The following is a 14,572-nucleotide window of genomic DNA, read 5'->3' on the forward strand; positions in this document are numbered from 1 at the left end:
CGATCCACACCCAACAAAGGGGCACACCTCATGAGCACCATCAGCATCATCGGCTCGGGCACCATGGCCGCCGCCATCGGCACCCGGGCGGCGAAGCACGGCCACACCATCGAGTTCATGAGCCGCAACACCGCCAAGGCTCAGGCGCTCGCCGACCAGATCGGCAACGGAGCCACCGTCGGCACGTTCGGCGCCCGGCCGGCGGGTGACATCGTCATCGTGGCCGTCCTGTACGCCGGCGCGGTTGACGTTGTCACGCACTACGGCGATGCGCTGGCCGGCAAGATCCTGGTCGACATCACCAACCCGTTCAACGCCGACGCGAGTGGACTCGTGACCACCCAGGGCAACTCGGTGTCGCAGCAGATCGCCACCGCCGCCGCCGAGGGCGCACACGTCGTGAAGGCCGTCAATTCGATCTTCGGCGGCGTCCTTGCCGGGGACGGGCCCCTGGACGCGTTCTTCGCCGGCGACAGCGCCGAGGCGAAGACACGTGTCGCGGCGTTCCTGGTGAGCCTGGACATGCGGCCTCTCGACGCGGGAGGGCTCGAGATGGCCCACGCCCTGGAATGGGCCGGCATCCTCCTGGTGGGCCTGGCCCGCAACGGTGCCGGCTTCGACATCGCCCTGGGCGCCGCGGTCCGCTGACGATCCCGCCAGGGGTGATCAGCCCGGCGGGGACGTCAGTCGGCGGTGGGGAGGCCGATGGCGAACGCGTCTTCCAGGTCGTGCTTGGAGTAGGCGCGGAAGGCGATGTGGGATTCCGTGTTCAGGACGCCCGGGGTCTTGGAGATACGGCCCGCGATCACCTCGGCGATCTGGTCGAACTGGGCGACCCGGACGATGGCGATCAGGTCGACGTTGCCCGCGACCGAGTAGACCTCGCTGACGCCGGGCAGGGCGGCCAGGGCCTCGGCGACTTCCGGAATCGAGTCGGTGGCGCAGTCGATGTGCACGATCGCGGTGTTCACGCGGTCTCCTCGGCGATGAGGCGGATGGGTGTGGTGAGTCGGTTCATGCTATCCACGCGGGCGGGGACGGTGAGGTTTTCGCCGGCGCGGACGGCGTCGTGCAGGGTTTCGCCCTCGTGCACGGTTGCGCCCGGCCAGATCACGCAGCGGGTGACGGTGCCGTGGACCGCGGCGTGGGCGCCGATCACGGATTCGGTTGCCCGGCCGGTCAGGGTGGCCGTCGGGTCGGTCAGGCCGGCCGCGGCGTGCAGGTTGGCCGTCAGGTAGTCGGCCGGGGTGCCGGTGTCGACGTAGAGACCGTCGTAGGTGATCAGTTCCAGCTCGCCGGCCGCCTCCGCCGGGCGCCAGGCCGTACGGACCAGGTTGCCGGGCTGGTCGGGGAGGACGCGGACGTACCGCCAGGGCAGCAGGGAGAAGCCGGCGAAGCGGTGGCCGCTGAAGCCGCCGGTCGCGCCTTCGGGCATGGGGCGGGTCAGCATCCGTACCGTGTCGCCGGTCCAACCCTCCAGCAGTGCCGCGATGTCCTTGCCCGGCTCCCGCCGGGGGTCCGCCAGGTAGGCGTCCGCGTTGCCGATCAGCGCGCCGCGGCCGTCGATCCACCCGCGCAGCCGGCCGATGCCGCCGGAGGTGCCCAGCGGGCCGTCCGGCTCCACGGACAGGTGCGCGCGGTCACCGACGTGTGCGACGACCTGCTCGGCCAGGTAGGCCGCGTTCACGGCGACCCGGGCCGGTCCGGTCAGGCCGAGCCCGGCGATCCGGGTCAGCGCGCGATCCAGCAGGGCGACGTTGCCGACCGGGCAGAGCGCCTTGGGGAGCAGCTCGGTCAGCGGTCGCAGCCGCTGGCCCTCGCCGGCCGCCAGCACGACCGCGCAGACCTCAACGCCGGTCACGACGTCAGCCGGCCCGCGAGCAGGCCCATGCCGTAGCGGCCGGGCGCGACCTCGACGGCGGTCACGACGGCACCCGGCCCGCGAGCGGGCCCATGCCGTAGCGGCCGAGCACGACCTCGGTGTTCGGGGTGAGCCGGGGCAGGTCGTCCAGCGGGAACCAGCGTGCCTCCAGGACCTCGCCGCCGTCCACGATCAGCGGGGTCGTCGACGCCGGCACCGAGCCCAGGAAGACCGTGTCCACCCAGCCCTTGGGGTGCACTATCGCGTTCGGGACGGCCGGTTCCAGCTCCTCCGGGGCGATGGTGACGCCCGACTCCTCCTGCAGCTCGCGGGCCGCGCCCACCACCGGCGCCTCGCCCTTCTTCAGCAGGCCGGCCGGCAGGCCCCAGCCGCGGCCGGGCGGCTGGCGCAGCAGCAGCAAGCGGCCGGGCTCCGGCGCCTCGGCGTCCCGGACGATCGTCACCGCGCCGACCAGATACTTGGGCACGATCAGGCGGACGATGCGGCGGCGCACGGGGTGCGGCAGCCGGTAGAACGTCTGGTACGCGACGCCACGCAACCGCCGGTGGATGTTCACCCCGCCAGGCTATCGGCCGCTCGCGATGCGCTCGGTGCGGGTGGTCAGTCCGGGTGATCGACGAGCGCGATCAGCTGCTCGACCACCTGGTCGGGCTCCAGATTGCGTTCGGTGACCGCGACCAGCATGGTCTCCAGGTCGGGATAGCCCAGCTCCTCGGCCAGCCGGCGGAGCGGGACCTCGCTGGCCAGGCCCCGGTCGTGCTTGCGCAGGGTCAGCCCGATCGTCGCGCGGCCCAGCCGGACCTTGTCGGCGATGCTGATGCCGGGGGAATTCTCCTCGGCGAAGTAGCGGTTGATCTGCATCTGCGCCTGGGTCGACTTCACGAAGCCGAGCCACTCCTTGCGCGGCCCGCGCGGCGCGGTGCCCGGCGCGACCTCGACCGGGCCGTCAGTCTCGGTGAAGATCTCCACCACGTCGCCGTCGCGCAGCGGTGAGCTCAGCGGGGCGAGCCGGCCGTTGATCGTCGCGGCGAGCGTCTGGTCGCCCTTGGCGGAGCTGACCTCGTACGCGAGGTCGACCGGTGTGGAGCCGGCGGGCAGGTCGAAGGTGTTGCCGTGCGCGAACACCTGGATCTGGCCCTCGGCGAGGTCACAGCGCAGCGACGCGAGGAACTGGCCGGCGTCCGTGGTGTCCTGCTGCCAGTCCAGCACCCGTTTGAGCCAGGTGAGCTGGTCGGCGCCCGGAGCCTCGGCGCCCTCCGGTGACTTCGGGTAGCGGTAGCCGGTGGCCACGCCGTACTCGGCGCAGCGGTGCATCGAGACCGTCCGGATCAGCACCTCGACCAGACGTCCCTCGGGGCCGGTGACCGTGGTGTGCAGGGAACGGTAGAGGTTGTTCTTGGGTGAGGCGATGAAGTCCTTGAACCGGCCGGCGACCGGGCGCCACTGGCCGTGGATGGCGCCGAGCGCGGCGTAACAGTCGGTCTCGGGCCCGTCCACGATCACCACGATCCGGGGCAGGTCCAGCGGGACCGCGTGGCCACCGGCGACGGTGTCCTTCCAGATCGAGTAGTAGTGCCGGGGGCGCGGGGCCACCTCGGCGTCCACCCGTGAGCGGCGCAGCGCGGCCTTGGCCTTGACCCGGACGTCGTCGAGGTATTCCGACCAGCCGGGGCGGTTCTTCACGTGCTCGTCGATCCGGGCGAACGAGTCCGGCTCCAGGTGGTAGAGCACCACGTCGTCGAGGTCGCGCTTGAGCGCCTGGATGCCGAGGCGGTCGCAGAGCGGCACCAGCACGTCGAGGGTGGCGGTCGCGATCCGGGCCCGGGAGGCGGGGGAGCGGGCGTCCAGGGTGCGCATGTTGTGCAGCCGGTCGGCCAGCTTGATCACCAGCACCCGGACGTCCTTGCCGGCGGCGACGATCATCTTGCGGATCGTCTCGGCCTCGGCGACCTTGCCGTAGAACGCCTTGTCGAACTTGGTCACGCCGTCGACCAGGTGGGTCACCTCGGGGCCGAAGTCGCCGTTGAGCGTCTCCAGCGTGTAGCTGGTGTCCTCGACCGTGTCGTGCAGCAGCGCCGCCACCAGCGTCGTGGTGTCCATGCCCAGCTCGGCGCAGATCTGCGCGACCGCGAGCGGGTGGGTGATGTACGGGTCGCCGCTCTTGCGGAACTGGCCGCGGTGCATGTTTTCCGCGACCGCGTAGCTGCGGCGCAGGACACCCGCGTCAGCCGAGGGGTGGATGTGACGGTGGGTGCGCGTGAGCGTGGTCACCGGGTCGTCGTCGTTGCCCTGAAAGCTCAGGAACGAACGCAGCCGGCGCGAAAGTGGGATCTCCCCGGGAGACGGGGACAGGGCACGTCCAAGGGCGGCGCCGTGGCCGGCGTCGACGTCCACTCGGACACCCCCTCACCGATCGACCGTGCACTACGCACGGATCCCACCGATTTTCACGGCTTCGCGCGCCGTGTGCCTTACAGCCTAAGCGAGCGAGCGTCATCCGAACGGACAGTTACCGATGAGCGAACGGACGAGTCTCTTCTCGACGCCGCGGCTTCCGCCCTGGTGAGCAGGGTAGTGAAGCGCGCAGCGCCACGCGCCGGTGACACCCAGTCGCCGGAAGTTTCCACCAGCCGGGTGTCCGGTCGTTCCAGCCAGGCCAGGATCCGCTCGGTCTCCTCCGCCGAGGCGGCCGGCACCGGGCCCGGTCCTGCTAGGACCGTCTCCGCGGTGGCGCGGGCCAGGTCGAGGGTCGGGCGCGGGTGCAGCCGGGGTGGCGAGGTGGCCGCCGCGGCGAGCCGGCCGTGCCGGACCACGATGATCTCCCACCCGTACGTGTCGTTGCGGCGGGCGGCCACCAGCTCGCCGATGCTGGTCAGGGCGCCGAGGCGCTGCATCCGGACGGTGGCCCGCAACAGGGCCACGAGCCGGGACCGCAGCACCGCCGCCTCCTCGTAACGCTGCCGGTCGGAGAGCGCCTCGATGCGGTTGAGCAGGGCCTCCACCAGGGGCTCGGGGTCGCCGTGCGTCGCGGTGCGGAACGGCAGGGCGGCTCTGCGGGCGTACTCCTCCGGGGTGATCTCGTGCTCGCAGGGCGCCGGGCATCGGCCCAGCTCGGCCAGCGCGCAGGCCGGCGTGCGGGTCTTGAGCGACAGCTTGTGGGTGCACTGGCGCAGCGGCACGGCGTCGTAGACGCCCGCCGCGGCCAGCTCGGCGGTGCGCCGCGAGGAGAACGGGCCGAGATAGGCGGCGTCGTCGTCGGCCAGCGCCCGGACCACCGACAACCGGGGGTACGCCTCCGCGGTCAGCTTCAGCCAGACGACCCGCTCCGGATACTTCGACCTGCGGTTGTACGGCGGTGCGTGGGCCGCGATGAGGCGCAGCTCACGCACCTCGGCCTCGAGCGAATGGGCGCACTCGACCGCCTCCACCCGGACCGCCGCGCCGATCATCTCGGACATCCGGGCCCGCTTCTCGGCGGCGGTGAAGTAGCTGCGCACCCGGGTGGCGATGTCGACCGAGGTGCCGACGTAGAGCGGCCGCTCGTCGGCGGCGCGGAAGACGTAGACCCCCGGCACGTGCGGCAGGCCGTCGGCGAGGTGGCGCTGGCGGCGCTGGGTCGGGGTGACCGCCTTGGCGAACTCGATGGCGTCACCCAGGGTGTGCACCTTGTAGCTGCCCAGCCGCTCGATCAGCCCGTGCAGCACGTCGACCGTGGCCCGGGCGTCGTCCAGCGCCCGGTGGGTGGGCTGGACCGCGGCCCGGAAGAACTGGGCGAGCGTGCCGAGCTTGCGGTTGGGCACCTCGTCCCTGGTCAGCGCGCGGCGGGCCAGCGCCGCGGTGTCGAGCACCCGCAGCTGCGGCCAGGGGTGCCCGTGCCGGGCGCAGGCGGCCTTGAGGAAACCGACGTCGTAGGGCGCGTTGTGGGCGACCAGGACCGCACCCCGCAGGAACTCCAGCAGGCTCGGCAGCACCGCCTCGATCGGCGGCGCCGGGGCCAGCATCGCCTCGGTGATGCCGGTCAGCACGGTGATGAACGGCGGGATCCGCTCACCGGGGTTGACCAGCGTGCCGAGCACCCCCAGCTCCTCGCCGGCCCGCACCTTGACCGCGCCGATCTCGGTGATGCCGCCGCCGTCCGGCGCCCCGCCGGTCGTCTCCAGGTCGAGGACCACGAACGTCGTGTCTTTCAGGGACAACGCCGCCGGATCGACGGAGCCGTCGGCGCTCAGGAGGGTGTCCAGAGTGCCCTGCACGTATGCGGGTTGTGCCACGACGGGCAATTTAGAGAGGGGGTATGACAAAGTCCGGGTCGCGGCGGGAAAAGATCACTTGTTACCGCAAGCTTTTCCGCTGCCCACGGTGGGAGAATAGGAAAATGTCCGCGCCGCCGCCCTCCGACGACCGCCCCGCCGAGGGGCCGGCTCGCGAGGCGGAGCGTGCCCGGCACCGGTCCGTCGACGGCGATCCGCAGCCGGAAACGGGCCCCGCCGCCGGTGCGGACTCCCTTGCGGCGGGCCGCTGCCCCGCCGACGAGGAAGCCGGTTCGGGCGGCCTGCCGGCCGCCGACGAGGAAGCTGGTTCGGGCGGCGACGAGGAGTTCGGTTCGGGCGGCCTGCTTGCCGCCGATGAGGGCTTTGCGGCTGATGAGGAGTCCGGTCCGGGTGACGGGTCGGAGCCGGCGGGGGATGTGGGCCCCGAGCCGACCCTGCCCGAGGCCGTCCGCCAGCGGATCACCGTGCTCGCCGCCGCCGCGCTGCCCGGGCTGCCGGCCGAGGAGACCCCCGTGCCGTTGCGCCGGGTTGCCCGGTTCGCCCCGCACCGCCGGGCCCGGCTCGGCGGGCAGGTGATCGCCGCGCAGCTCGCCGCCGACCCGCTGTTCCGCCAGCGGATCAGCGGCCGGATCGTCACCGACGCCGGCGACCTGGGCGCCGCCGTGGCGGGTGGCATGGCGCCCGCCGCCGCCGATCCGGTGGAGGTCGCGGCGCTGGCCTACCTGGCCCGGCCGGACGGCTGGCGGGAGCTGATCGAGGCGGCGGGCGAGTCCGTGCGCGCCGAGGCCGACGTGGCCGCGATCGCCGGCCAGATCCGCGACGCCGAGCACCGGGCCGCCCGCGCCGAGCACGACCGCGCGGTCGCCAAGGTCGAGGCCGACAAGCTCCGCGACGAGCTGGCCCGGGTCCGCGAGGAGCTGGGCCAGCTGCGCGAGGAGGCCCGCGCCGCGTCCCGCGCGCTGCGTGAGACGCAGATCGCGCAGAAGCGCGTCGCCGACCTGCTGGCGACCGAGAAGGGCCGCGCGGCCAAGGTGACGGCCGATCACGATGCCGAGGTACGGCGTCTGCGCACCAGGCTCGCCGAGGCCGAGGCGGCGGCCGCCTCCGGCAAGCAGAGCGCGAGGGACGCCCGGGCCGCCGACGAGACCCGCCTCTGGCTGCTGCTGGAGACGATCGGGCAGGCCGCGTCCGGGCTGAAGCGCGAGCTCGCCCTCGGCCCGACCGACAAGCTCCCGGCCGACTTCGTCGCGGACACCGCGGCCGACCGGCCCGGTGCGCTCGAACGGTCGCGCCCGCGCGCCCAGGACACCGACGACCCGGGCCGGCTGGACCAGCTGCTCGCGCTGCCCCGGGCCCACCTGATCGTGGACGGTTACAACGTGACCAAGCGCGGCTTCGCCGAGATGTCCCTCGAGCAGCAGCGCAAGCGCCTGATCACCGGGCTCGGTGGGATCGCCGCGCAGACCGGCGACGAGGTCACGGTGGTCTTCGACGGCGCCGAGCGGGTGCACGGGCTGCCGCCCGCCCCGCGCGGCGTGCGGGTGCTCTTCTCGCACAAGGGCGACACCGCCGACGAGCTCATCCGCCAGCTGGTCCGGGCCGAGCCGGCCGGGCGGCCGCTGGTGGTGATCTCCTCGGACCGCGAGGTCGCGGACGGGGTACGCCGGCACGGCGCGTACCCGATGGGAGCCGATTCACTGCTGCGCCGGCTCGCCCGGTCCTGATTTTTGTCATACCCCCTCCATAGCGTGACTGTCACCGATGGTGGTCGGTCCGCGACAGCTCTACTTCCCCCTGCGCGGGCCGCACCGCCAGGCTGAGGAGGAAATGATGATCATCGACTGCGGGCGCTGCGCCGAGCGGACCGATGAATGCAACGGATGCCTGGTCAGCACGTTGTACGACACCCCCGACGGCATCGCCGACCTCACCCCGGGCGAGCTGCGGGCGATCGAGACCTTCGAGCTGGCCGGCTTCGAGGTGGAGCTCCTGGAGACCCCGGAGCCACCGGTCGCCGTCCCGCTGTACCCGCGCCGCCGCCACGTGGCGTGATCACCTCTCTAGGATGGCCCGATGACTCCCCGGCTGTGGGCGGCGTGCGCGCTCGGCGTGGTCCTCGTGGCGCTGGTCGCGTACGCGGGCCTGGTGATCCCGTGGCACCGGCCGCCGGCGCCCCGGGCCGACCAGCTCGACGCCCTGCGCGCGCTCCCGGGCGACCAGGTGCAGCGTGCCCGGGCCTTCCACGCCGAGCTGCGCCCGAGCTCGTACGGCGCCCTGGCGGTCGGGCTGGCGGGCGCGCTGGTGCTCGGGCTCACGCCGCTGGGCGCGCGGCTGGTGTCGCTGGCCGGGCGCCCGTTCGGTGATCACTGGATCGCCCAGGCGGTGCTCGGTGGCCTGCTGATCGTGCTGGCCGGCGAGGTGCTCACGCTGCCGTTCGCGGCCTGGCGGCACACCGTGGTGGTGCGTTACGGCATCTCCACGCAGACCTGGGGTGCCTGGGCGGTCGACCTGGCCAAGTCCTATGCGGTCGGCGCGGTGATCGGCGGGCTGGCCCTGCTCGGCTTCTACACCGTGGCCCGGCTCGCCCCGCGCTGGTGGTGGGCGTTCGGCGCGGCCGGTGCGGCGGCGCTGGTGGTGCTGCTGTCGTTCGTGCTGCCGGTGCTCGTCGAGCCGATCTTCAACAAGTTCACCCCGATGGCCCAGGGCCCGCTGCGCACCGAGCTGATGAGCCTCGCCGCCCGCGACGGGGTGCCGGTGCGGGACGTGCTGGTCGCCGACGCCTCCCGCCGCACCCGGGCGGTCAACGCGTACGTCTCCGGGTTCGGGCCGACCCGGCGGATCGTGGTCTACGACACGATGCTCACCGAGGCGACGCCCGCGGAGGTGGTCTCCGTCGCGGCCCACGAGCTCGGCCACGCCAAGCGCGGCGATGTGGTGATCGGCACGATCATCGGCGCGCTGGGTGCGGCGGCTGCGGTGATCGCGCTCTATTTGCTCGGCTCGCTGGGCTGGCTGCTGCGGCTGGCCGGCACCGAGTCGATGGCCGAGCCGCGGACGCTCGCGCTGCTGCTGGCGCTGGTGACCCTGGCCGGGCTGGCCGGCGGGCCGGTGCAGGCGCTGGTGTCGCGGCGCATCGAGGCCCGGGCCGACGCGCACGCCCTGGCGCTGACCGGCGATGCGGCTACCTTCGAGGCCATGCAACGCCGGCTCGGCTCCGTCAACCTGTCCGACCCCGACCCACCGACCTGGGAGCACGTCATCTTCGCCTCGCACCCATCCACCGTGGAGCGGATGGCCGCCGCCCGCGCGTACGCCCGCGGGGAGCGCTGATGGCCCGCACCCTGCTGGTCACCAACGACTTCCCGCCCCGGCCGGGCGGCATCCAGCAGTTCGTGCACAACCTCGCGGTCCGCCAGCCGCCCGGCTCGGTGGTGGCGTACGCCTCCAGCTGGAAGGGCGCCACGGCGTTCGACGCCGAGCAGCCGTTCGAGGTCGTCCGGGAGAAGACCGGCGTGCTGCTGCCGACCCCGGCGGTCGCCCGGCGGGCCGCGGAGATCGCCCGGTCGCACGGCTGCGACAGCGTCTGGTTCGGTGCGGGGGCGCCGCTGGGCCTGCTCGCCGACGGCCTGCGCCGGCGCGCGGGCATTGAGCGGGCGGTGTCGCTGACCCATGGGCACGAGATCGGCTGGGCCGCACTGCCCGGCGCGCGCCAGTTGCTGCGCCGCATCGCCCGGGGCAACGACGTGGTGACCTACCTGACGGAGTTCCAGCGGGTGCGCCTCGACCGCGCGCTGCACGGGCTCACCACGCTGGAGCGGCTGACGCCGGGGGTGGACGTCGAGGCGTACCACCCGGGGGTGGACGGCTCGGAGGTGCGCGCGCGGCACGGGCTCGCCGACCGCCCGGTGATCGTGTGTGTGTCACGCCTGGTCCCGCGCAAGGGGCAGGACATGCTGATCCGCGCGCTGCCGACGATCCGCCGCCGGGTGCCGGGCGCGGCGCTGCTGATCGTGAGCGGCGGGCCATACCGGGAGAAGCTGCGGGCCCTGGCCCGCGCCGAGGGCGTCGAGTCCGACGTGGTCTTCACCGGCTCGGTCCGCTGGGAGGAGCTGCCGGCGCACTACGCGGCCGGCGACGTGTTCGCGATGCCGTGCCGCACCCGGGGCGCCGGCCTCGACGTGGAGGGCCTCGGCATCGTCTACCTGGAGGCGTCGGCGACCGGGCTGCCGGTGCTGGCGGGCGACTCCGGCGGCGCGCCGGACGCGGTCCGCGAGGGCGAGACGGGCTTCGTGGTCGGCGGCAGCGACGTGCCGGCGATCGCGGGACGGCTGGCGGATCTGCTGGCGGACCCGGACCGGGCACGGGCGATGGGCGCGGCCGGGCGGGCCTGGGTGGAGCAGGAATGGCGCTGGGAGACCAAGGCCGCGAGGCTGACCGAGCTGCTGCGGGAGGGTGTCCGAAGTGGCATGAATGAGTAGTCACTCCTGGTATTGGGATGGACACCCTGTGTGGAATTAGCGTAGGAACGGCTGAGAGCCCACGGGACGGGAGCCGTCGATGGCGCAGGGGGAGGACGGGGCGCCGGCCGCTGACGCCGAGCCGGGGCGGGTGCCGGATGTCGACGCGGATTCCGGGGGTGACGGTGAGTGGTCCGACGATGGTGAGCTGGCCCTGCCCTACTGGCTGACCAGCACCGAGGAGGCCGCCAACACCTCGTTCCTGCGGATGTTCCGGCGGCTGCCGCGGTTGCTGCGGTCGGCCTGGTCGCTGGCCTGGCAGGCGAGCCGGCGGACCACTGTCGCCGTGGTCGCGCTGCAGCTTGCCGCGGGGGTGGCCAGCGCGATCGGGCTCATCAGCGTGGTCGGGGTCTTCGACGGGCTGTTGCGGGAGGCGCCGACGCCCGAGCGGGTGCGGGCCGCCGTACCCTCGTTGGTTCTGCTGGTGGGGTCCGCGGTCGTGCGGGGATTGCTCACCTCGGCCGCCGCAGCGGCCAACGGCCGGTTGTCGCCGAAGGTTTCGCAGGCCGCGCAGATGCGGTTGCTGGACCTGACCACCCGCGTAGATCTGTCCACCTTCGACGATCCGGGGTGGCGGGACGCCATGGAACGCGCCCGCGACCGGGGGATCGATGCCGCTCAGTACCTGGTCGACCGGGCGATCGAGCTCGGCACCAACCTGATCGGGCTGGTCGCGGCGGCCGGGGTGCTGGCGGTGCTGCACCCGGTGCTGCTGCCGCTGCTCGTGCTCGCGGTGGTGCCGATCGGCTGGGCCGCGGTGCGTTCCGGGCGGCTGCGGTATCGGCGGATGCTGCGGCTCATCGCCGTCTGGCGGCGCCAGCGGATGCTCGCCGAGCTGCTCGCCGCCCGGGAGCCCGCGCCCGAGCTGCGCGCGTTCACCGTGCGGGAGTACCTGCTGGCCGAGGTGCGGCGGCTGCTCGCGATCTCGACCAGCGAGGAGATCCGGATCACCACCCGGCAGATCCGGCTGAACCTGATCGGCACCGCGCTGAGCAGCGTCGCCACCGGGCTCACCTATGCCACGCTGCTCTGGCTGCTCTGGACCGGGCGGATGGAGCTTGCGGTCGGTGGCGCCGCCGCGTACGCGATCAGCATGGGGATCGGCAAGCTCACCGAGCTCGCGCACAGCGCCAACCGGGTGTTCGAACAGGGCCTGTACTTCGCCGACTTCCAGGGGTTCTGCGACCTGTCCCTGGCCCGCACCGAGCCCGCGCCCGGCGCCGCCGCGCCCGCGCTGTTCCGGGAGATCCGGCTCGACGGCGTCACGTTCAGCTATCCCGACGCCGACCGCCCGGCCGTCCGCGACGTCAGCATGACGCTGCGCCGCGGCGAGATCATCGCGCTGGTCGGCGAGAACGGTTCCGGCAAGTCCACGCTGGCCGGCCTGCTCGCCGGCCTCTACCGGCCGCAGCGCGGCAGCATCAGCTGGGACGGCGTCGACCTCGACCGCTACGACCCGGAGACGGTCCGCGGTCAGGTCGCGGTGGTGATGCAGGAACCCACCCGGTGGCCGCTCTCCGCGCGGGCCAACATCACCATCGGACGGTACGACCACAGCGTCGAAACCGCCCGCGTGCTCGGCGCGGCCCGGGCCGGCGACGCCCACGACTTCGTGATGGAGCTGGCGAGGCAGTACGACACGCTGCTGTCCCGGCACTTCACCGACGGCGCCGACCTGTCCGGCGGGCAGTGGCAGCGGCTGGCGGTGAGCCGGGCGTTCTACCGCGACGCCCCGCTGCTGATCTGCGACGAGCCGACCGCGAACCTCGACGCCCGCGCCGAGCACGACGTGTACCAGCGGCTCCGGGAGCTGGCGGCGGGCCGCACCGTCGTGCTGATCACCCACCGGATGGCGAGCGTCCGCGAGGCGGACCGGATCTACGTGCTGGACCACGGCGCGGTTGTCGAGGAGGGCGACCACGCGACGCTGATGGCGGCGGACGGGGTTTATGCGCAGCTGTTCATGCTGCAGGCCAGCGCGTATCAGTCGGCGGCGTAGGTCACATCGCGGCGGGCGCGGGGGCGTGCCAGAGTGGGCGGATGGACACCACCGGGCTGATCGTCGTCGCGGCGGTGCTGGTGCTGGGGACCGTGGCCGGGTTGTGGCGGCGGCGGACCGATGGGCGGTTCTTGTCGGTGGTGGGGTCTGCTGTGAGTTCGGTGCCGGAGGCTTCCGGCGGGCGGGGTGCCGGGGAGCCCGCCTCGGGCGGGCCTGGTGCCGGCGATGCCAGTGCGGCCGGTCAGCGGATCGATCCTGGGCTGCTCGCGCGGCTGGGGGTTGAGCCCGCGCCGGCCACGCTGCTGCAGTTCTCGTCGGCGTTCTGTGCGCCGTGCCGGGCGGTTCGGCGGGTCAGCGGCGAGGTCGCCGGTCTGCTGCCCGGCGTGCGGCACGTGGAGGTCGACGCCGAGAGCCACCTGGAGGCCGTTCGCGCGCTGGGCATCTGGCGCACTCCGACGCTGCTCGTGCTCGACGCCGAGGGGCGGGTCGCCAAGCGGGCCACGGGCGTGCCGGCGAAGGCGCAACTCATCGCCGTCCTCGGCCCTCTGCTCCCGGCCGCGCCACCCGCCTGACCTGCGAATCTGCACCCGCACGGCGGTGATGGGACTCACCACGCCGAGGCCGTCCGCGCGTGCGAGGCTCACCCCATGCAGCTTGATCCGCGTGGTCCCCGGTTCGCCGCGGCGGTGACCACCGTTGTCCTCGTCGCGGTGCTCGCGACCGGCTGGGGATGGCTGGCGCTCGCCCAGACCGCCGTCTTCGCGCTCACCGCGGCGGATCCGCGCCGGGGGCCCTATGCGCTGCTCTACCGCTATCTGGTCGCGCCCCGGCTGGGCCCGGCGACCGAGCGGGAGGACGCCGCGCCGGTCCGTTTCGCGCAGCTGGTGGGCTTCGGGTTCCTGGGCGTCGCGTCGGTGGGCTATCTGTCCGGGGCGGCGGTGGTGGGGGTGGTGTGCACGGGGTTCGGGTTGCTGGCGGCCTTCCTGAACGCGGTCTTCGGCCTCTGCCTCGGCTGCGAGGCCTATCTTGCCGCCCGCCGGCTCGCCGCGAGGCGCGCCTGACGGCTCCCCGCGCAGGCCGCCGGCTGAGTAGAAACACCGCGCATCCCTACCTCGACCGGGCTGAAAATAAGTAGCGTCCGGAAACGCCCAAGATGTCGTTCAGATCCCCGGAAAGACAGATCCGCCCGCCACCCTCAGCGAGGGCGACGAGCGGATCCCGTGCGGAACTCAGAACTTCGGCGCGTCCGGAGCCTCCAGCAGGCCCAACCGCAGCGCCGTCATCAGCGCCTGGGCCCGGTTTGCCGCGCCCAGCTTCTCGTACAGCTTCGAGATGTGGGTCTTGGCCGTGGACTCGCTCACGAACAGCTGCTTGGCGATGCCGGCCACGCTCATGCCGTCGGCCAGCAGGCGCAGCACCTGGCCCTCGCGGGGGGAGAGCTGCGGGCCGGACGGAGCCAGCCGTCGCTTCATCGCCTCGGCCAGGTCGGCCGCGGTGAACGCGCTCGGTGCCGAGGCGGCGTGCCGGGCGGCGGCCACGACCTCGTCCGCCGGGGCCGTCTTGGGCACGAACGCGCTGGCCCCGGCCTCCAGGGCGCCGAAGAGCTGGTCGTCGCCCGCGTACATGGTGAGCACCACGATGCCCATGTTGGCGTTGTTCTTGCGCAGCGCGCGGGTGGCCTCGAGGCCACTGCCGTCGGGCAGGCGCAGGTCCATGATGACCACGTCCGGCTGCAAGGCGCCGGCCTGCCGGACGGCCTCGGCGGCCGTGGCGGCCTCACCGACCACCTCGAACTGCCGGTCCCGCTCGAACGCGTGCCGCAGCCCCTTACGGATCAGGTCGTGATCGTCGACGAGCAGCACCTTGGTGCGGGTCGTCGGCATCGGACTGGTCGACATGCTCG

Annotated in this window: 14 protein-coding genes; 8 read left to right on the forward strand and 6 right to left on the reverse strand. The window is 73.1% G+C overall.

Annotated elements, in window-relative coordinates:
- The first annotated feature begins 30 nt into the window (after positions 1-30).
- Positions 31-648 carry an NADPH-dependent F420 reductase gene (locus ACIBQZ_RS33380; RefSeq protein WP_396092820.1) on the forward strand — a complete coding sequence of 206 codons (618 nt, stop codon included), beginning with the start codon at positions 31-33 and terminating at the stop codon, positions 646-648.
- Positions 649-683: 35 nt separating this feature from the next.
- Here ACIBQZ_RS33380 and ACIBQZ_RS33385 read toward each other — a convergent pair whose 3' ends face one another.
- From ACIBQZ_RS33385 to ACIBQZ_RS33405, 5 genes are all read right to left on the reverse strand, one after another.
- The gene (locus tag ACIBQZ_RS33385) at positions 684-971 is read right to left on the reverse strand and encodes an Lrp/AsnC family transcriptional regulator (protein WP_396092821.1); all 288 of its coding nucleotides are present in this window, start codon (positions 969-971) and stop codon (positions 684-686) included.
- Positions 968-1,861 (reverse strand): NDP-sugar synthase, encoded by an 894-nt coding sequence (locus ACIBQZ_RS33390; protein ID WP_396092822.1) that lies wholly within the window; start codon positions 1,859-1,861, stop codon positions 968-970. Before ACIBQZ_RS33390 ends, ACIBQZ_RS33385 begins: the two co-directional genes overlap by 4 nt.
- A gap of 61 nt (positions 1,862-1,922) precedes the next feature.
- A complete protein-coding gene (locus ACIBQZ_RS33395; RefSeq protein ID WP_396092823.1) occupies positions 1,923-2,438 on the reverse strand; it encodes an NUDIX hydrolase in 516 nt (171 codons plus the stop codon).
- A gap of 44 nt (positions 2,439-2,482) precedes the next feature.
- Complete coding sequence (locus ACIBQZ_RS33400; RefSeq protein WP_396092824.1) at positions 2,483-4,276, reverse strand: RelA/SpoT family protein; 1,794 nt, start codon at positions 4,274-4,276, stop codon at positions 2,483-2,485.
- 77 nt (positions 4,277-4,353) lie between these two features.
- Positions 4,354-6,153, reverse strand: a complete 1,800-nt coding sequence (locus ACIBQZ_RS33405) for a DEDD exonuclease domain-containing protein (RefSeq protein ID WP_396092825.1) — start codon at positions 6,151-6,153, stop codon at positions 4,354-4,356.
- A gap of 104 nt (positions 6,154-6,257) precedes the next feature.
- Here ACIBQZ_RS33405 and ACIBQZ_RS33410 point away from each other — a divergent pair, with 104 nt between their 5' ends.
- The 7 genes from ACIBQZ_RS33410 to ACIBQZ_RS33440 all read left to right on the forward strand — a co-directional run bounded on the left by ACIBQZ_RS33410 (position 6,258) and on the right by ACIBQZ_RS33440 (position 13,730).
- A complete protein-coding gene (locus ACIBQZ_RS33410) occupies positions 6,258-7,877 on the forward strand; it encodes an NYN domain-containing protein (protein ID WP_396092826.1) in 1,620 nt (539 codons plus the stop codon).
- A 37-nt stretch (positions 7,878-7,914) separates the two neighbouring features.
- Complete coding sequence (locus tag ACIBQZ_RS33415) at positions 7,915-8,205, forward strand: hypothetical protein (protein WP_396092827.1); 291 nt, start codon at positions 7,915-7,917, stop codon at positions 8,203-8,205.
- A gap of 21 nt (positions 8,206-8,226) precedes the next feature.
- Positions 8,227-9,483, forward strand: a complete 1,257-nt coding sequence (locus tag ACIBQZ_RS33420) for a M48 family metallopeptidase (RefSeq protein ID WP_396092828.1) — start codon at positions 8,227-8,229, stop codon at positions 9,481-9,483.
- Positions 9,483-10,631, forward strand: coding sequence for a glycosyltransferase family 4 protein (locus ACIBQZ_RS33425; protein ID WP_396092829.1), 1,149 nt, complete (start codon positions 9,483-9,485; stop codon positions 10,629-10,631). Before ACIBQZ_RS33420 ends, ACIBQZ_RS33425 begins: the two co-directional genes overlap by 1 nt.
- Positions 10,632-10,710: 79 nt before the next feature.
- Positions 10,711-12,669 (forward strand): ABC transporter ATP-binding protein, encoded by a 1,959-nt coding sequence (locus ACIBQZ_RS33430; RefSeq protein ID WP_396092830.1) that lies wholly within the window; start codon positions 10,711-10,713, stop codon positions 12,667-12,669.
- Positions 12,670-12,710: 41 nt separating this feature from the next.
- Positions 12,711-13,241 (forward strand): TlpA family protein disulfide reductase, encoded by a 531-nt coding sequence (locus tag ACIBQZ_RS33435; protein ID WP_396092831.1) that lies wholly within the window; start codon positions 12,711-12,713, stop codon positions 13,239-13,241.
- 75 nt (positions 13,242-13,316) lie between these two features.
- Positions 13,317-13,730 (forward strand): DUF4395 domain-containing protein, encoded by a 414-nt coding sequence (locus tag ACIBQZ_RS33440; protein ID WP_396092832.1) that lies wholly within the window; start codon positions 13,317-13,319, stop codon positions 13,728-13,730.
- A gap of 168 nt (positions 13,731-13,898) precedes the next feature.
- On the opposite strand, the gene ACIBQZ_RS33445 is transcribed toward ACIBQZ_RS33440, so the two are convergent.
- Positions 13,899-14,567, reverse strand: a complete 669-nt coding sequence (locus ACIBQZ_RS33445; protein ID WP_023359837.1) for a response regulator — start codon at positions 14,565-14,567, stop codon at positions 13,899-13,901.
- Positions 14,568-14,572 lie beyond the last annotated feature (5 nt).

The sequence above is a fragment of the Actinoplanes sp. NPDC049599 genome, from assembly GCF_044465625.1.
Taxonomy (GTDB): domain Bacteria; phylum Actinomycetota; class Actinomycetes; order Mycobacteriales; family Micromonosporaceae; genus Actinoplanes.